Origin of the sequence: Alteromonas sp. McT4-15, assembly GCF_020515205.1 — a bacterium.
Lineage (GTDB): Bacteria > Pseudomonadota > Gammaproteobacteria > Enterobacterales > Alteromonadaceae > Alteromonas.
The window spans coordinates 32,479-50,638 of the sequence record NZ_JAJALG010000021.1; the positions used below are offsets into that span (position 1 = coordinate 32,479).

General features: G+C 44.1%; 17 protein-coding genes. 8 read left to right on the plus strand and 9 right to left on the minus strand.

What is annotated here, in order from left to right; all coding sequences use genetic code 11:
* Positions 1-21: 21 nt before the first annotated feature.
* Entirely contained in the window at positions 22-1,620 is a 1,599-nt protein-coding gene (gshA, locus tag LHL20_RS14290) for a glutamate--cysteine ligase (RefSeq protein ID WP_226433774.1), read from the minus strand.
* 74 nt (positions 1,621-1,694) lie between these two features.
* A complete protein-coding gene (locus tag LHL20_RS14295; protein ID WP_226433775.1) occupies positions 1,695-4,547 on the minus strand; it encodes a M16 family metallopeptidase in 2,853 nt (950 codons plus the stop codon).
* A 258-nt stretch (positions 4,548-4,805) separates the two neighbouring features.
* Here LHL20_RS14295 and LHL20_RS14300 point away from each other — a divergent pair, with 258 nt between their 5' ends.
* From LHL20_RS14300 to LHL20_RS14310, 3 genes are read left to right on the plus strand one after another with little or no spacing between them, the layout of a single operon-like run.
* Entirely contained in the window at positions 4,806-5,378 is a 573-nt protein-coding gene (locus tag LHL20_RS14300; RefSeq protein WP_226433776.1) for an Hpt domain-containing protein, read from the plus strand.
* Between the two features lie 9 nt (positions 5,379-5,387).
* Entirely contained in the window at positions 5,388-6,176 is a 789-nt protein-coding gene (locus LHL20_RS14305; protein ID WP_226433777.1) for a pseudouridine synthase, read from the plus strand.
* Positions 6,177-6,181: 5 nt separating this feature from the next.
* Positions 6,182-7,114 (plus strand): ketopantoate reductase family protein, encoded by a 933-nt coding sequence (locus tag LHL20_RS14310; RefSeq protein ID WP_226433778.1) that lies wholly within the window; start codon positions 6,182-6,184, stop codon positions 7,112-7,114.
* Positions 7,115-7,134: 20 nt separating this feature from the next.
* Here LHL20_RS14310 and lysS read toward each other — a convergent pair whose 3' ends face one another.
* On the minus strand, positions 7,135-8,697 hold the full coding sequence (lysS, locus tag LHL20_RS14315) for a lysine--tRNA ligase (RefSeq protein WP_226433779.1): 1,563 nt from the start codon (positions 8,695-8,697) through the stop codon (positions 7,135-7,137).
* Positions 8,698-8,721: 24 nt separating this feature from the next.
* Positions 8,722-9,820 (minus strand): peptide chain release factor 2 gene (prfB, locus tag LHL20_RS14320; protein WP_226433780.1). Its coding sequence is split into 2 segments (ribosomal slippage): positions 8,722-9,744 and positions 9,746-9,820, totalling 1,098 coding nucleotides; the frame shifts between segments, so codons are not numbered across the junction.
* 296 nt (positions 9,821-10,116) lie between these two features.
* On the opposite strand from prfB, the gene LHL20_RS14325 reads away from it, so the two are divergent.
* On the plus strand, positions 10,117-10,335 hold the full coding sequence (locus LHL20_RS14325; RefSeq protein WP_159623308.1) for a hypothetical protein: 219 nt from the start codon (positions 10,117-10,119) through the stop codon (positions 10,333-10,335).
* 37 nt (positions 10,336-10,372) lie between these two features.
* Here the strand turns inward: LHL20_RS14325 and cdd are convergent, their stop codons facing one another.
* Positions 10,373-10,789 (minus strand): cytidine deaminase, encoded by a 417-nt coding sequence (cdd, locus tag LHL20_RS14330; protein ID WP_226433781.1) that lies wholly within the window; start codon positions 10,787-10,789, stop codon positions 10,373-10,375.
* 213 nt (positions 10,790-11,002) lie between these two features.
* Here cdd and LHL20_RS14335 point away from each other — a divergent pair, with 213 nt between their 5' ends.
* Together LHL20_RS14335 and LHL20_RS14340 are read left to right on the plus strand one after the other, a co-directional pair.
* On the plus strand, positions 11,003-12,067 hold the full coding sequence (locus tag LHL20_RS14335) for a flavin reductase family protein (protein WP_226433782.1): 1,065 nt from the start codon (positions 11,003-11,005) through the stop codon (positions 12,065-12,067).
* A gap of 77 nt (positions 12,068-12,144) precedes the next feature.
* Positions 12,145-13,200: a fatty acid desaturase family protein gene (locus tag LHL20_RS14340; protein WP_226433799.1), complete on the plus strand. Its 1,056-nt coding sequence runs from the start codon at positions 12,145-12,147 to the stop codon at positions 13,198-13,200.
* 90 nt (positions 13,201-13,290) lie between these two features.
* On the opposite strand, the gene LHL20_RS14345 is transcribed toward LHL20_RS14340, so the two are convergent.
* Positions 13,291-13,731 carry a DUF2177 family protein gene (locus LHL20_RS14345; RefSeq protein WP_226433783.1) on the minus strand — a complete coding sequence of 147 codons (441 nt, stop codon included), beginning with the start codon at positions 13,729-13,731 and terminating at the stop codon, positions 13,291-13,293.
* 97 nt (positions 13,732-13,828) lie between these two features.
* Positions 13,829-14,239, minus strand: a complete 411-nt coding sequence (locus LHL20_RS14350) for a hypothetical protein (RefSeq protein WP_226433784.1) — start codon at positions 14,237-14,239, stop codon at positions 13,829-13,831.
* Positions 14,240-14,422: 183 nt separating this feature from the next.
* Here LHL20_RS14350 and LHL20_RS14355 point away from each other — a divergent pair, with 183 nt between their 5' ends.
* Entirely contained in the window at positions 14,423-15,274 is an 852-nt protein-coding gene (locus LHL20_RS14355; protein ID WP_226433800.1) for a DUF417 family protein, read from the plus strand.
* Positions 15,275-15,339: 65 nt separating this feature from the next.
* Here the strand turns inward: LHL20_RS14355 and LHL20_RS14360 are convergent, their stop codons facing one another.
* Positions 15,340-16,524, minus strand: coding sequence for an endonuclease/exonuclease/phosphatase family protein (locus LHL20_RS14360; protein ID WP_226433785.1), 1,185 nt, complete (start codon positions 16,522-16,524; stop codon positions 15,340-15,342).
* A 60-nt stretch (positions 16,525-16,584) separates the two neighbouring features.
* Positions 16,585-16,854 (minus strand): hypothetical protein, encoded by a 270-nt coding sequence (locus LHL20_RS14365; protein WP_226433786.1) that lies wholly within the window; start codon positions 16,852-16,854, stop codon positions 16,585-16,587.
* A gap of 259 nt (positions 16,855-17,113) precedes the next feature.
* Between LHL20_RS14365 and LHL20_RS14370 the strand changes: the two genes are divergently transcribed.
* On the plus strand, positions 17,114-18,160 hold the full coding sequence (locus tag LHL20_RS14370) for a PLP-dependent cysteine synthase family protein (RefSeq protein WP_226433787.1): 1,047 nt from the start codon (positions 17,114-17,116) through the stop codon (positions 18,158-18,160).

Genomic DNA, 18,160 nt, shown 5'->3' on the forward strand with positions numbered 1-18,160 from the left:
CCCTTTAATGCCTGACCCTTGTCAGGCATTTTTTTTTGCTGGAGGTTCTGAAAAATAATCGCGTATGAAGCTGTCAAAGTCTTTGGTATCAGCCTCTTCAACCTCTTTTTGCGCCTTCAAAGACACTTCCGCCTGCGCCATAAAACCAGCGGCGTCGGTATACTGATAGTTAAACGCTTTCATCTCACCTTGGTACATTTTTGCGAGTTCAAGGCCAAACACACCGTTATCTTTATCATTCTCTAACAACGTGTTTAGCAACATACCTGAAGGCGTAAGGTCAGGGTTTCCTACTTTCTCAAATTCGCTGGCCACGGCCTGAGAATAGCGTTCGGTTTCATTCGCTTTATCAAGTAAATCAGCGGCTTGTTTGAAATAGCCAAATAAAGACTCACTCCACGCTCGCAATGACACGGCTTTGCCGTTATTGCTTAACATTAATTCAGGATCACGTCCTTGAAGCACGACCTTGTTCATATTCTCTTTGGCTTCATTAAGCTGAGCCTCGTCTAACTCGCCACTGGGTATCAACAGACAGGCAAGCAAAAAGACATCTAAGAAGTCGAATTGGGTCTGCGTTATTCCCAGCGCAGAGAACGGATTCACATCCAATGCTCTCACCTCAATGTAGTTAATACCTCGACGCACAAGTGCATCAGTAGGTTTCTCCATTGACTGTGTTGGCTGCTTGGGTCGTATGGGTGAATAAAGCTCGTTCTCAATTTGAATAATGTTGCGACTTAATTGCTGATAATTGCCCTCTTCGCCCGCAGCAAATTGGCTAAATCGTGCAGACGGTGTTGTCATTGCGCCTCGCAACAAGCGGACATAGTTATCAAGTTGGTTGTAACAAATCTTAAGTGAAGACTGCTCGGCGCTGGTATACCCTAAGTCGCTCATGCGCAACGACGTGGCATAAGGCATATAAACCGTACCTTTACCTACTTTTTTAAATGGCAACGCATGTTCTTTGCCTCTTAGGAATGAACCACACAACGCTGGAGATGCGCCATATAAATAGGGAATCAACCAACAAAAACGTCGATAGTTTCGAATAAGTCCAAAATAATCTGCTGAAGTTTGATCTTGTGAGTGCGTGTTGCCATTAAGTTCAGCCCACAATTTCCAGAAACTCTCGGGCAGAGAAAAATTGAAATGCACGCCCGCTATTGCTTGCATCATGCTGCCATATCGGTTTTTAAGCCCAATGCGATAAACGCGCTTCATTTTGCCCACATTTGACTCGCCAAAATAAGCAATAGGTATGTGAGTTTCATCATCAATGAAACACGGCATACTTAACGGCCAAATAAATTCATCGCCAATGTTATCGATAACAAACTTGTGAATATCCTTTAACTGGGCAACCGTTTTCGCTGCACTGTTCTCAGGTGGCGTAATGAATTCAAGCAACGATTCTGAAAAATCAGTGGTGATTGATTCATGTGTTAAGGCAGAACCCAATGGCAAAGGATGCGGTGTCTGAGACAAAGTACCATTGGGGTTAATGCGAAGCGCTTCGCGTTCTACGCCACGCTTTATATCTTTTAGCGCCGTTAAAAACTCGGGAGACTTAAGCGCTTCAATTCGCGCGTCGAAACGGTTTGAGTTTGCAGTCAAAATGATGGTCCGTTATGTCATTATTGCCCCTTGTTATGGGGGGCAATAAGGTAAATTCAACAATGATCAATTTATCAGTTTAACGTTTCTCTGGTGTTACTCTCTACTGATAACTCGACAATTGGCATTGATAACGCGTTCAATTGAGGCAGAACCTTCGTTTTATCGCCTACTACAATAATTTGCATTTTATCTATATTCAAATATTGCTTCGCGAGCATGTCGAGGGTGGCTTTGTCGATGTTATTGATTATCTCAAGTTGCGCTTTGCGATACCCTTGAGTTAAATCGTAACTAAGCAACTGCCTTAAGAATCGGGCTTTGCTGGTTGGCGTTTCAAACTCTAGCGCATCGCTTAGTGTAAATGCATTGCGCATAAAGTCTATTTCTTGCTGGGTTACCCCTTCTTTGCGATAGCGTTTTATTTCGCCAAAAATTTCTTGAATGCCCTGCGCAGTGTTCACCATATTAAGGTCGGCGCTTGCTTCAAACCACCCCAGTGTTTTTCCGCCTATGAAGCCACTGTTTGCGCCATAGGTGTACCCTTTATCTTCTCTTAAATTAAGATTTATTCGGCTGTTAAATGCGCCACCTAATGGGAAGTTCATTAAACGCGTTTTAAAGTGTTCACCCGTTGCATCGAAAGGAAGACTTCTATCCACAATATAAACGACCGATTGCACTGCTTCAGGACTATCAACTAAATAAATGGTGTTTTCGTTATAAGAAGGAAATGCATGGTAATCGCCAATCGCATAATCTTCTCCTTGCCACTTACCGATAAAGTCGATGGTATTAAGCATTTGTGCCTTGGGAAGATTGCCAACAACTACAATGCTGGCCTTTGACGGTGAGTAATATCGTTCGTAAAACGCTTTTACATCGTCAAGCGTTATGTTTTGAACTGTTGCCAACGTACCTTCATCTGGCAGACTTACACGGTTTTCAGCGCCAAACAATACCAAATCTCGTGCGCGGCGCGCCAAGCTAGACGGCGTTTTTGCTTGCTGCTGCAGTCCTTGAAGCACTCGCTCCTTCATTCTATTAAAATCATCTTCGTTAAACGCAGGGTTAAACAATTTTTCTTGTAGTAGCGCCAGTGTTTGATCGAGATTCTTCGTCAACGTAGACACATAAACTTGTGAATAACGTCCCGCTGCACTGAAACGAATACTACTCCCCAACTTGGCAAGTTCGCTCGCTAACGCTTCATTGGTGTAGTTCTTTGTTGTTTCGTTCATCAACAGTGCGGTGAGATAGGCTGTTCCTGCTTTTTCTTTGCTCTCAAGTAGTACGCCACCGTCCATACCTAGCGTCAGAGTGACCGTTGGCGTTTCACTGCTAGTAACGCCCAGCACTTTAATACCATTTGATAAGCGTGCTTCCCAGTATGCTGGCACCTCTACCACTGGCGCTTTACCCGCTTGAGGCACTATGCTGCGATCAAAGCTGGTTGGCGCGCTTTCGAAGTGCTCATCGTTAACGTCGGTATTGTCATTCCCATAGTCAGGGATGGTGCGACGCGGACGCTCAAAGGTTTGTTCTGCTGCCGCAAGTTCAGGCTGCCCTTTGGGCACAACACTCAGTACAATACGATTGGCACCTTTAATATACTTGTTATATACGCGCATTACGTCTTCACCGGTTACTGCATTATAGCGCGCGATATCTTCAGCAATTAAATCTGGGGTTCGATGGAAGGTTTCATTTGCCGCTAGCGCTGATACTTTTCCAGACACACTCTGTAGTCCAAAAACTGTTCGCGCTTCAATTTCGCCTTTAGTGCGAGCCAGATCATCTTCAGTAACCCCACGAGTTTCAAACTCTTTCAGCGTCGTATCTAATACCTCTTGAAGCGTGGCTAAAGACGTAACTTTTGCAGGGTTCGCCAATGCAAGAAGCTGGAACTCACATGCGAGTTCTCGGCACGGGTGAGACACTACAGCCTGTACTGCCATACCTTGCTTCACCAAATTCTTGTAAAACAGTGACGTCTTTCCGCCGCCCAAGATATCGGAAAGTACGTCAAGTGGCGCTTCATCTTCGTGTCGCGCATACACCGTTGGATAAGTAATTTGTAGCAGTGGAAGATGCACTTTATCTTCAAGCGTCATGTAGCGCGTTTCATCGAGGGTAACTAGCGAAGGAACAGGCTGCTCAACCTCTGGGCCCCTTGGAATTTCACCAAAGTATTTTTTAATCCACGCCTTGGTTTTAGCTACATCAATGTCCCCACCAATTGTTAGCACAGCATTGTTTGGGCCATACCAGCGCTTAAAAAATGCTTTTAAGTCATTGACGTTAACACGGTCTAAATCTTCTACATAGCCAATGGTTAACCAAGAATACGGGTGCCCTTCAGGAAATAACGCTTCACCGTTTAACTCAAATCGCAATCCGTAAGGCTGATTATCAACCCGTTGTGCACGTTCGTTTTTAACGGTTTCTCGCTGGTTTTCAAATTTCTCCTGATCAACAGCCTCGAGTAAATAGCCCATTCTATCTGACTCAAGCCACAAGACTTTTTCAAGTTGGTTGGCGGGTACAGTTTGGAAGTAGTTAGTTCTATCAGTATTCGTGGTACCGTTGAGGTTGCCACCTGCCTCGGTAATCACCTTAAAATGCTGCTCGTCAGCCACGTGCTTTGAGCCTTGAAACATCATGTGTTCAAAAAAGTGTGCAAAGCCAGATTTACCCACTTCTTCACGCGCAGAGCCTACATGATAAGTTACATCGACATGCACTAACGGGTCGGAATGGTCTTCGTGAAGAATAACAGTAAGACCGTTGGGTAACGTGTATTTTTCGTAAGGGATAGATATCGAAGTATCATCTAAAGCTGGTTCAATTTGCGTGCGCTGACACGCCGAAACCGAAATAATCGTCATTAAAACAACTAAGGTACGAAAAGTCAGTTTTCCTGACATGCTTATTCCTTTTTAGTTACAACATTTATCAAAGGACCACCCTTTGTCTGATCTTCGAAAGATTACCAGACTTTTTAGCGCTTTACCTGCTCTGACTTTGCTATGATTGTATTAATTTGTGTATTTCTGAAATACACTTACGCTTATAATCTACAGATTCACTCGAATACCCAAGCGCGATGCGCTGAGTAATCGAAAACAGCTGGCGAAACCTCTCATCGTGATAAATAGAGGCACTGCAGTTAAAAGGATGGTTGCATGGAACAGTCAACGACAGTAATTGATATCGATTTTGGGATGTCTCAGCTAAGTGGTAATGAAAAGCTACTGTTCACCTTGTTAGGTAAATTTACTGATGAGTATCAGTCTACGGATACGGAACTTCAGGCGTTGGTAGAAAAGGGCGAATTTGATGAAGCCTATTCACTCGTTCATACCCTTAAGGGCGTAACGGGTAACTTGGGACTTTTTGCACTTCACAATGCCAGCAAGCCTGTTGAAAGTAGTATAAGAAATGATAAGCGCATACCTGACGATTTTGACCAATTTGCCAACTGTCTTCATGAAACTATTACTGCGGTAAAGGTGCTTACAGCGGCCCCCTCTGAGCAAGCTAGCACAGGTAGCAATACTGAAAATGAAAGCGCTGCAGCGCAGCAAGCCAAAAAGCAACTATTAGCTGCGCTTAAAGCCAGTGAATTTATTTCACAAGATAGACTCGACACTTGGCTCGACACGATAGGTTTTGACAACGCCAAGCGCACCGCTATTGTAGATGCGGTTGATGAGTTGGACTACGAACAAGCCATTGAGAAATTGGAAAGTAACTAGGTTCAAGCATTGCGCGACATTCCCATACTTTACGAAGATGACAATCTGTTGGTTGTTAACAAGCCTTCAGGCGTCAGCATGCATGATGACGCCAAAAATAACGCAAGCTCTCAACAGTCAAACAACAGCGGCGATTTAGGTGCAGGCGTAGTTACTTTATTAAAAGCGCAACTGGGTATCACCCAACTACACCTATGCCATCGATTAGATACGGGGACTTCTGGTTGTTTGTGTCTTGCCAAAACTGACAACATGGCGCGGGAAATTGGTGAATTATTCGCTTCGCGACAGGTCAACAAATATTATCTTGCGCTAAGTGCGCAAAAGCCTAAGAAAAAACAAGGGATTGTTATTGGCGATATGAAAAACCGTCGAGGTGGCCAGCGTATCTTGCTTAAAAGTACGCAGAACCCAGCGATTACCCAATTTTTTAGTCAATCAGCCAGCCCAGGAATTAGAGGCTTTATCGTTAAACCTTATTCGGGCAAGACTCATCAAATTCGTGTAGCTCTCAAAAGTATTGGCGCGCCAATATTGGGGGATACATTATATGGTGGTCAAGATGCAGACAGACTGCATCTTCATGCCTGGAAACTGGTACTTCCTCTATCGCACGATACTGTATCAGTGACCGCTCAAATGCAAAGTGGCGAGATGTTTCTACGCGAGGATGTCCAAACGTGGTTTGCATCACTGGATCAACCTGAAGCATTTCCATGGCCAAACGTACCTGCTCGCTATCAACAACAAAGCGTTTCAATACGCGATAATAGTGAACTAAACGAAAACAGGGATTAGCGATTATGAGTAAGCTTCATATCGTAGGTGCAGGTGCCGTAGGCAGCTTGGTTGCCGCAGGCGCGCATAGAGCTAACATTATTTGCGCGCGATATCCTCGAACGCTTGATACTGCACCTAGCATTGCAAGGTGGTTGGATGGAACTCAGTTTCCACTGCCTCCAGCACAATCTTCTCTTGAAGTGTTAGGCGAGGATGACGTGTTACTTTTACCGTTAAAAGTCTATCAGCTTAGCGAGGCGCTCACTGAATGGCTTCCTTTCCTTAAGAATAAGCCCACGGTTGTGTTACTGCACAATGGCATGGGTGGACTTGAAGTTGCACAGCAGGTGTTGCCCCTCAACTATCCCTTATTACTTGCCACTACTAGCCATGGGGCGTTTAAGCGACAAGATGAAAACAATAACAATGTGGTGGTATACAGTGGTGCAGGTACAACACAAATTGGCGTCCCTGTTTCATCCGCTGAATTAGATCATACAAAAGAGATGGATGTGCTCACACCCAAACTGCGTAAGGCAATAGCCTTACTTAATAATACTTTACCTGATGTTACCTACACGCCAAATATATTGCGGGCGTTGTGGCACAAGCTAAGTGTGAATGCAGTTATCAACCCTCTTACCGCCCTTAACAATATTCAGAATAAATGCATTGTTCACGACCAGTTTAGCTATCTACGTCACGCGGTTTGCCAAGAATTTGTCGATGTTGCCAGTGCATACGGCTTCAAGTTTTGTGCACAAGATGTTCATCAGAATGTCATCAAGGTGGCAAAGGCAACGGGAAATAACTTTTCAAGTATGCATCAAGATGTAAAGTTGGGGAGAAAAACAGAAATATCAGCGATCAATGGCTACATTGTAGACATGGGCACAAAAAAGGGCATCGACGTTCCCGTCAATGCCCTCTTGGTAGACAAGGTAAACGCGCTTTAATCTGCACGCTTGTCCTTACTTTATTCCTCTGCGTCTTGAGCGTCTTTAGACACTTGCGGCTTCATGTGAGGGAATAAGATAACGTCTTTAATTGTTGAGCTATCAGTAAATAGCATCGCTAGACGGTCAATTCCGATACCTTCACCCGCCGTTGGCGGCAAGCCGTACTCAAGCGCGCGAATGTAATCGTCGTCAAAGTGCATAGCTTCATCGTCGCCCGCATCTTTCTCTTCAACCTGCTTAGCGAAGCGCTCTGCCTGATCTTCTGGGTCGTTTAGCTCGCTAAAGCCGTTCGCTAGCTCGCGTCCACCAACAAAGAATTCGAAACGGTCAGTAATGAACGGGTTATTGTCATTACGACGCGCAAGCGGCGATACTTCCCACGGGTATTCAGTAATAAACGTAGGTTGAATAAGCTTCTCTTCCGCTGTCGCTTCAAAGATTTCGCAAAGGTACTTACCCGCGCCCCAAATACCATCAACTTCAGGCTCCTTAATGTGCAGCTGTTTTGCCATTGCTTTAAGGGCGTCTAGATTCGCCTCAGGGTCGCGAATTGCAGCTTCATTGGCTTCTGGCCAATATTTCAGAATAGCTTCGCCCATGCTTAAGCGGTCAAACGGCTTACCGAAGTCATATTCAACTTCACTCGTCACATTACCTTCAGCATCTTTCGTGGTATTGGTAATAATAGTCGTACCAAGAATATCTTCTGCTAATGTACGAAGCATGTCTTCAGTTAGATTCATCAAGTCGTTGTAGTCTGCGTAAGCTTGATAGAACTCAAGCATAGTAAACTCTGGGTTGTGACGAGTTGATAAACCTTCGTTACGGAAGTTACGGTTAATTTCGAACACGCGCTCAAAACCACCCACTACAAGACGCTTAAGATAAAGCTCTGGCGCAATACGCAAGTACATATCGATATCAAGTGCATTGTGGTGTGTAACGAAAGGCTTCGCCGTTGCACCGCCCGGAATGACTTGCAGCATTGGCGTTTCGACTTCTAGGTAATCACGCTCTGTAAGGTACTTGCGAATACCATTTACGATTTTACTGCGGATCATAAAGGTTTTGCGCGTTTGCTCACTGGTGATCAAATCTACATAACGCTGACGGTACTTAGTTTCTTGGTCACTCAAGCCATGGAATTTTTCAGGCAATGGGCGAAGTGCTTTAGTCAGCAATTCGTATTGCTCCATATTCACATACAAATCGCCCTTACCTGACTTGTGTAGGTCACCGGCAACACCAATGATGTCACCAATATCTAGCGCACCATATTTGGCCTTAAGGTCTTTTTGGGTTTCTTTGTCGGCGTATGCCTGAATACGACCAGTCATATCTTGTAATAGCAAGAATGGGCCACGTTTAGCCATAATACGGCCAGCAATGCTTACCTTGTTGCCTTGCTCTTGCAATGTCTCTTTGTCGAATTCACCGAACTTAGCTTGAAGTTCATCAGCGTAGTTTTCACGACGGAAGCTGTTTGGGAAGCCATTTGCACGGCACTGTTCGCGAATAGCGCTTAACTTTGAGCGGCGCTCTGCAATCAATTTGTTATCGTCAGTTTGTTGGTCAGTCATAACCTTGTCACTTCGTTGTTCGGTTTACAGCCCAGATTTCAGGCTGGCTTGAATGAATTTGTCCAAGTCGCCATCTAGAACGGCTTGAGTGTTACGTGTTTCCACGCCTGTTCGCAAATCTTTAATGCGAGAGTCGTCTAGTACGTAAGAACGTATCTGACTACCCCAGCCAATGTCTGATTTGCTGTCTTCCATCGCTTGTTTTTCGGCGTTTTGCTTTTGCAGTTCAAACTCATAAAGTTTGGCTTTTAACTGCTTCATCGCCTGATCTTTATTTTTGTGCTGTGAGCGGTCATTTTGACACTGCACCACAATGCCTGTCGGTTCGTGAGTAATTCGCACCGCAGAGTCTGTTCTATTTACGTGCTGACCACCTGCACCTGACGCGCGGTAGGTATCTATACGTAAATCAGACGGATTAATCTCAATATCGATATCGTCATCAATTTCAGGGTATACAAACGCTGAAGAGAACGAAGTATGACGACGGTTTCCAGAGTCAAATGGTGATTTTCGTACCAAGCGATGTACGCCAGTTTCAGTGCGCAACCACCCAAATGCATACTCGCCCTGAACGCGAAGTGTGGCACTTTTAATACCTGCTACTTCGCCTTCCGATACTTCTATCAGTTCGGTTTTAAAACCATGAGCTTCACCCCAGCGCAAGTACATACGCAATAGCATGTTTGCCCAATCCTGCGCTTCTGTACCGCCTGACCCCGACTGAATGTCAATATAGCAGTCGTTCTCGTCATTAGGGCCAGAAAACATGCGGCGAAATTCAAGCACTTCTAGTTGCTCAATTAAACCTTCAAGCTCACTTTGGGCCTCAACGAAGGTATCTTCGTCTTCAGCTTCAACCGCAAGCTCAACCAAACCTTCTACGTCTTCCGTACCTCGGTCAAGTTTGTGAATAGTTTCTACTATTTGCTCTAAAGCCACTTTTTCTTTGCCAAGTGCCTGCGCTCTGTCTGGCTCGTTCCAAACATCGGGGCTTTCTAACTCTCGGCTAACTTCTTCTAAACGCTCTGACTTTGCATCAAAGTCAAAGATACCCCCTAAGCGCTTGTGTGCGCTCGCGGATATCTTTTATCGCATTAGTAACGGGGTTTATTTCAAACATAGTCCGCTTATTTCATTAAAAATTTAAGACCGCGGATAGTACCGAATTTACGTTAAATTTGATAGTGGTTAACGCAAATAAGGTACATTTGTTATGTGATAATTTAGGCCTCGTGCCTTCACGTTGACATGAGGCGTAAAGGGCAGCGAGATATGACCTTATCGATGCGTTAATCAAAGTCGTTCAACAGTAAAATCTTACCGATGAATTGCGGCCGTTAAGGGTTGTATACCAACCGTTAATGCCTATATCTTTAACATACTCAGAAAAAACGGACTGTTTCAGTTTTTACACCAATGTCTCTAAATAATTTATCTTCAGCCATTATTGGTGTGCTTATTGGGCTGCTGCTATTGGCAATCGGTCCAATGGTGGAGTGCGATAATCTCGCTGGCTCTGCAATGACTTTGCAATGTCCCGACGGCGTGCCAGTGTCATCAGTATGGCCTACTCTATCCGTTTTAGTGGCGGGTATTGGCATTGCAAGCTGGCTTTATCGCAACAGAAGTAAATAGTATTTTTACCCACCTATTTGCGCGATACTCCACCAAATCACGCCACAAAACTATTAAATGGCACAGGTAATATCTCTTCTAGTAGATAACACTTTTGAATACCATTTAAGTTGCCTAAGTAGATAGGCATTTTGGGATCGTAAAACTCAGAAATTACCTGTAAGCACAATGCACACGGCGGAACTGGCTCGTCTTGGTCGGCAACCACAATGAGATATTCCATATCGCGCTTACCCACCGCCGCTACGCCGCTCCAAATCGCATTACGTTCTGCACAAATAGTGGCGCCGTAACTCGCGTTTTCCACATTACAGCCAACAAAAACATCGTCACAATCTTTAAATTTAACCGCAGCACCTACCTTAAAATGCGAATAGGGAGAATATGAATTGTCCCTCGCGATTAGGGCTTTTTTATAGGCGGTTTGAACCTCTGGGGCTAGTTTATTTGTCAATTTTTTGTACCACTTTTTCAAAGGGGGTATGAAGACTAAAGACATTTAAAAAGCGATGCAACACTCTCTCATTCGTTTGCACACTATCTACACAGCATGAACACAAAACAATTCACTTGATCTTTTTTCATTCAAGCTTACACTTGTTCGCTCAATCAGCGTACACATGTGCGCTCAAATTTAATTTTCGTCTTTTTAGGTTTGACAGACGCCGTGAATGCTATTTTCAACAAAATTACTCATCAGCTTTTTCATCACACAACGTGGAAGGGGTATTGGGAGCCCATCATTCAATTATTCCTTCCAGCGTGGCGCGATAGCTATTACCGGGCAAAAGTAGTAGCGATTAAAAGTCTAAGAGCAGATGTCGTTCAGTTAACGCTGTCGCCAGAAAAAAAATGGCCAATACATAAGGCTGGGCAGCACATAGCGTTGACCGTTGAAGTTGATGGGAAACTAATCACACGCATTTTTACCATCGCATGCGGTACAACGACACGAAAGAATCAAGGCGTTATTCGTCTTATTATTAAGGTAAAAGATAATGGAGCACTCACGCCTTTTCTGAGCAATTTTGGCAAGGGCAATTGGGTAAACATTTCGCCCCCGATGGGTTCGTTTTTACTTCCACATAGTGAATCAGTACTGATGATTGCTGGCGGGTCTGGCATAACCCCATTTCTCGCGATGCTAGAGGACTATCAAGCCAATAAAAAAGGTAGCCTAGAGGATAAACAGCCCATTCATCTTATTTACTATGCCAAACCACATGAGCACCTTTTGGTTGAAGAGTTAACCGAATTTGCAAACCACAATGAATCTTTCAGCTTTCAATTGCTAAGCCGGATGCATGACGGCGATATAGAACCTTATCTTGTTCAACATGGCACTTCGCACTGGATGGTTTGTGGTCCTTTCGAGCTGCATCAACAAGTGGCACAGACCGCCAAGTTAATTAACGTGCCGGTTGATAGTGAGCATTTTGTCGCATTCCCGCATCTAACTGACAACACTAATTCGCCGAAACAACAGCTTATTGTTAAACACAACAAGACCACGCTGACTGTGAGTAATAAGGAAACACTGCTAACACAACTACAAAAAGCAGATGTCCCCGTTAGTTATGGCTGTGGCATGGGTATTTGTCACCAATGTCAGTGTATTAAGAAAAGCGGTGTTGTGCGCGACGTTCGCACAGGTGAATTATCAGACAGCGCAGAGCAGCTTATTCAACTTTGTGTATCGCAAGCTGCTACCGATTTGGAGTTACAAGCATGAGCACGACCGTCCTTCGAGAACAACCACAACCGGACCACTCGGTGGCCTCTACTTCAACAACAATTTGTGAAAAGAGGATGTCAACTCAGCCCAATTTTGATCTACTCGCCGTGCAGCTTGATGAGTTGAAAGCTGACGTAAAGCGCAAAGTTGGCCAAGAAGATGCCAACTATATCCGTCGAATCATTCGCATTCAGAGGCTTTGTGAATGGACGGGACGTATTCTATTAATGCTCGGTTTTTTACAGCCTGCTTTATGGGTCATTGGCGTATTGTCCCTAGCCGCTGCAAAAATACTCGACAACATGGAAATTGGTCACAATGTTATGCATGGTCAATATGACTGGATGAATGACAAGCATATCAACTCAAAGTCCTATGAGTGGGATATTGCCTGCGATGGTTCAAGTTGGAATAGAGTCCACAATTATGAGCACCACACGTACACCAATATTATTGGTAAAGACCGTGATTTTGGCTACGGCCTATTACGCCTTTCCAATGATTTTCGCTGGCGAGTAAAAAACCTATGGCAACTGGCGACTTACGCCGTGTTAAGCATAATGTTTCAGTGGGGCGTGTCTTATCACGAAATGGCCGCTGAGCGCGTATTTTTTGGTAAGAAAAAGGAGAATCGAAAAAACACGCTCACGCACGAAGAATTAAAGAGGCGTTTTTTTAGTAAAGGCGCTCGCCAACTAGCCAAAGATTATGTGCTCTTCCCACTTCTAGCTGGCCCTTTATTTTTATGGGTACTAACGGGTAATCTCGTAGCAAATCTACTTCGTAATCTATGGACATCAACCATCATATTCTGTGGCCACTTCACGGGCGATGTGGAAACCTTTAGCGAGGCAGATTGTAAAAATGAAACACAGGGTCAATGGTATTATCGACAAGCACTGGGGTCGTCAAACATTAAAGGTGGTAACCTATTTCACGTGCTAACGGGTCATTTAAGCTTTCAGATTGAGCACCACCTCTTTCCAGATATTCCTGCTAAACGCTATAGAGAAATGGCACCAAAGGTACGGGCAATTTTCAAGCAACATGGCATGCATTACAATACTGGCAGCTTTATGCGCCAGTACGCCAGTGTAGTGAAAAGAATAATACGCTATTCTTTTCCTTAGGCATTTTTAATAAGCATGCCAACGTTTTAGCAAAGTCACTTAAGAAAAGTTACTTGAAAAAAGTTACTTGAGAAAAATTACTTGAGCAAACTACGATGGGCGGGCATCGTGGCGAAGCAGTTGGAATCCAAGCCATCCCGCCATTGCACTAGCACTGGTTAGAAAGGTACCCCACCCCCAATCTATCGCCATGATAAAGAGTGTAAACCCGTCTATTATGCTGTAGGCAGTAAGGTTGTATGCGCCATAACTCGCCAGTCCTAACAAAGCCCCATCTATGCCCGCATAAAGCAGTGACTTATCTCTATTTGCAACCACAGCTAAGACAAATACTACAAAACCATACATCAGATAAAAGACTAACCAAGGCCAGGTAATAAACTCACTGCGAAGCAATGGCGCCATTTCAGCTTGGTACCAACTGTCAGCAAGAACGCCAAGCCATAGAAAATCAAGCACAGCAAAACAAACAAAAATCGCCAATAACGACGCAAAAATACTCTTCGCATAGAGCATAATTTTAGACAACATCTAACATCTCCCTGTTGCAACCTTAGTAATTGGAATACGTTAGTGTGTCACGATAGGACTATTTACAACAATAGCGCCGACCAAAATTTCAGTATCGTTAGTCGACGCACAGAGTCGGTTCTACCACGCCGTTAGATACATACGCACGACAACCAAATAGGTCTGTATTTTCAAGGCATATCCCTGTTGTGTGCTCACCGGCAACGGCCTCACTATTGGCCACAACACAGCCAACCTCACACTCTTTATTACTTGAACAGGCTTTGCCGCCATCACGAGTGTCGAGAATGCACGCATACTGCTGTTGCCTGCCTACTCTTTGCCATCGTCCATTATGCTTTTCACAGACTGACTCACTTTCTATTGAGTAAGCTTGTTGAACTAGCGGCAGCGATGTGTCCACTTCAAACTCAAGCTTTTCGATTTCTAGAGGACTGGGTATATCGACAGGTGCTTGTGCCCCACATCCTCCTAATAAAAACAGGCCCAATAAATATAATCGTCGCACAACAAAATCCTTTAGTGATTTAGGGGGGTATAAGAGTATGACCACGCAATCTGAACAAGTTCTTGTATCACATGAATAATAACGCAAAGCAAATGGCTTTTTACGATGCTTTTGAGCAAATAATTGAAAGATGAATGCATTGAGCAAGGTCTATATTTGCCTGATGTACTACGCGGAATAATGATGACACTTAAACAGACAGAAAATCTCGTCACTTTCTTACTGGTGTTTAGCCTAGGCTTATTAGGGCTGACATTTTTGCTTGGCGCCAATTCTGGCTCAGTAAAAGCGACACTCCATTTTTACGGACTATCAAGTGCGTTTTCAGACGCCACAATGGGTGTTATTGCAGGTATAGCGTTTTTGATGATCGCTCTTTTAACGGTAGCCGCTAGGCTCAAGCTCGTCTCAATAAAACTCGCTACCTTATTTACATTTATCATCGTAAGCATACTACTATTAACCCTACTTTCGCCGAGTAGATGGATGGCAGACCTTGGAGGGTTCCCGATTATTGGCAGCGGTCAGGGCATTATCAAATACGGTGCTGTTTTCCCGTTATTTTTCTTTCTTTTTTATCGACATAAGTTTACCGATAAGCAACTGGCGTGGGCAAATTATGCCCCCGTGGCTATGGTACTTTTGTGGATTGGTGGTATGAAATTTTATGAATTTGAAGCAAACGGCATAGTGGGACTTATCGAAACATCACCCTTCATGTCATGGTTGTATACACTATTTAGTGTTCAAGGTGCCTCAAATGTTATTGGTATATTCGATGTCTTTTTTGCCCTCGCATTAGGTATTGGTTTATTGCTCAATCAGAAAACTATCATCAAAGTAAGTGGACTTGCTGCCCTGTCAGTTTTCTTAATGACGCAAACCTTTATATTTACGGTTCCAGATACGCTTAGCAGCGAGACAATTTTTAATCGCCTAGGACAATTTGTCATTAAAGATCTTTGGTTTATAGCAAATTTAATTGTGGTGGGATATTACACGCTTTGGACCAGCGCGACTAAAAGTCGCAACTAACAAACACGCTTTCTGCGGGCGAAAGGCGCTAAACCGCCGCTCGCGCTTTCGTGTGTTGTAACAGTCTATTGTGACAGCGAAAGTGTTGTCCAAACTAATCGGTGATCTGAACTTGCTTGCCTATCTTTAACTAGCCTATGTAGATCACTTGTTTTCGCGGGCCAAAACACACCGGCGTCAACAACCTCAAAACCGTATGAAGAAGGTAGCACATAATCCGCTCTAGCCCCCCAATAGGCGGTGTAACGTTCACTGTAGGTTTCTGCAGATGATTGAGCACCGCCGGCACTTTTCGGGATCACGCTATTGTTGACGTACGGGCTATTAGTTAGCTGCTCAATCACTCCTTCACGGTATTTATCGCCAATATCTGCGGCATTAAAATCACCAACAAGAACAAAACGCGAGTCCGCTTCTAAAGTGACTTTGTTGCTATTATCATCGTAAATATAGATTCCTTTATCGGGCGTTAGATAATCGGCCATCAACCTTATTTCATCGGCATTGCGCTTGCCGTTTCTGTCTTCTTCACCATCGAAGTTAGGTGGGGTTGGGTGCATCGCCAATATATGTACAACGTGATCACCTACGTTAATGGGCACATCCCAATGAGACTTAGAGCTAAGTCGAAAAGCTTCCCATTCTTCTTCGTCATACCACGACTCACTCTCTTCCATCTCGCCGCTTGCGCTAGGTAAAAATGGCTTTTGCGGGTGCGGCATATGGTGCCATTTGAAAAATTGAAAGGTGCGCACGTGAGTTTCATCTATTGGGTATTTCGACAGCAGTGCCATTCCATATTGCCCTTCGTACAAGCCGTAGCCAAAGGCATCGCCGCCAAACCGCTCGACTTTACCATTATTGTCGAGGTCAAAGGATGTCGGTGCGCCCGTGTTGACAGGCGCTATGTACGTATACGGATAGTCAATGGGTTGCTGCTGCGCCTGAGACACATTCAAGTAGTTCTTCACAAACGCATTAACGCCCTTATTCTTGTCTTTAATGTAATCAAATTCATTGAGTAAAATAATGTCAGGCCGAACGCGTTGAATAATTTCAGCTATATTTCTAACTTGGGGGGGTTCGCCATTGCTTAGTATGTGCGCCAGTACTTTATCGCTTGGCGCCATGCCCAATGACTTGTAATTAGTCGACTCCATACTTACGTTGAATGTAGCTACCTTGAGCGTTTGGGCAAAAAGCATAAACGGCATTATTGAGAAGAGCATAAAAAATGCTTTTGTTTTCATAAGATGACCAGTGCAGTGAAGGAACATTTAAGATATCAGGGTCGTCAAATCTGTTCTAGTTTAAGATTTCCATTCCTCTGTGTCCCCTTCATTTGAGGTGTTATCAGTTTCTCGCTCACCACTCACTTCTTTTTTCGACTCAACCACCATCTCTATGGTTTGCTCTACTTTAGGATCGGGTAAAAACATTTGAACTAACATGCCAAAGGCCACTGCCGCTCCTTTTTGCTTTTTTGCCCATTTGTACATCAGTGCAAAGAAGCCAAGACTAAGAAGTGTGCCCAGACATACCAATAAACTCATCAAAATTGTATACGTTTCTAAACTCATGTTGCTCCCAGCACCCGCAGCTTTCCGTGATATATGTAATGGGTTTATTTTCAGAAAAGACAATGAACAAAAAACACACACCAAAAAAAATTACTACACTTTTAGCCATACGAAGAAATTTTTACCTTAAAACATCCTTAAAACTATAATTTTTTAGGCGTTTTTACTCATCCAACATTGATATTGTAACTAGGACCTGTTGATGTTTGTTGCACAGTAAAGACCAACAGGCCTTAGACAAAAACGCAGGGGAGAAATAATGTCAGACTGGGTAACGAAAGCCATAAAAACCATAAATGCAGATTACCAACGCTCTGCGGACACGCATTTAATCAAGCTAGAACAACTTACGCTTCAGGGTGTAGATATCTATTTGAAAGATGAAAGCACCCACCCTACCGGCAGCTTAAAGCACCGTTTGGCTCGCTCGCTTTTTCTGTATGCCTTGTGTAACGGAAAAATTAATCAAAATACCACGGTAATAGAGGCGTCATCTGGCAGTACCGCCGTATCAGAAGCGTACTTTGCCAAAATGATTGGTGTTCCATTTGTCGCCGTTATGCCCCGTTCGACGGCGCAAAGTAAAATTGCGCTTATTGAAAAGTATGGTGGCACATGCCATTTTGTTGAGTGTCCAACGCAAATGCACTGTGAAGCTCAGCGCATTGCACAGCAGCTAAACGGGTACTTCATGGACCAATTTTTGTACGCAGAGCGCGCGACAGACTGGCGAGGAAATAACAATATTGCCGAGTCAATATTTGAACAAATGAAAGCAGAACCTCACCCTATTCCTCACACAGTCGTGATGAGTGCAGGTACTGGTGGTACGTCTGCGACTATAGGCCGTTATATTCGTTACAAGGGCTTACCCTCTAAGCTTATGGTTGTTGACCCAGAACACAGTGTCTTTTTTGATAGCTATCAGCAAAGAGATTCAACGCTTACCGCCAGCAGAGGAAGCCGAATTGAAGGCATAGGACGCCCAAAGGTAGAGGCTTCATTCCAGCACGACGTTATTGATTCTATGATGCGAGTACCAGATACAGCCAGTATCGCTACGATGCACTGGCTCAACAACACGATGGGGATTAAAGCTGGCCCTTCGACGGGGACTAATTTGTGGGGCGCATTACAGGTTGCCGCCTCGATGATAGAAAAAGGGGAATCTGGATCTATCGTTACGCTCATGTGTGACAGTGGAGAGCGCTATTCAAATACCTATTACAACGCCGATTGGGTTAGTAGCGAAATAGGTCCAACCGAAGAGTATGATGAGCACTTACAAAAAATAAAGGTGGCATAG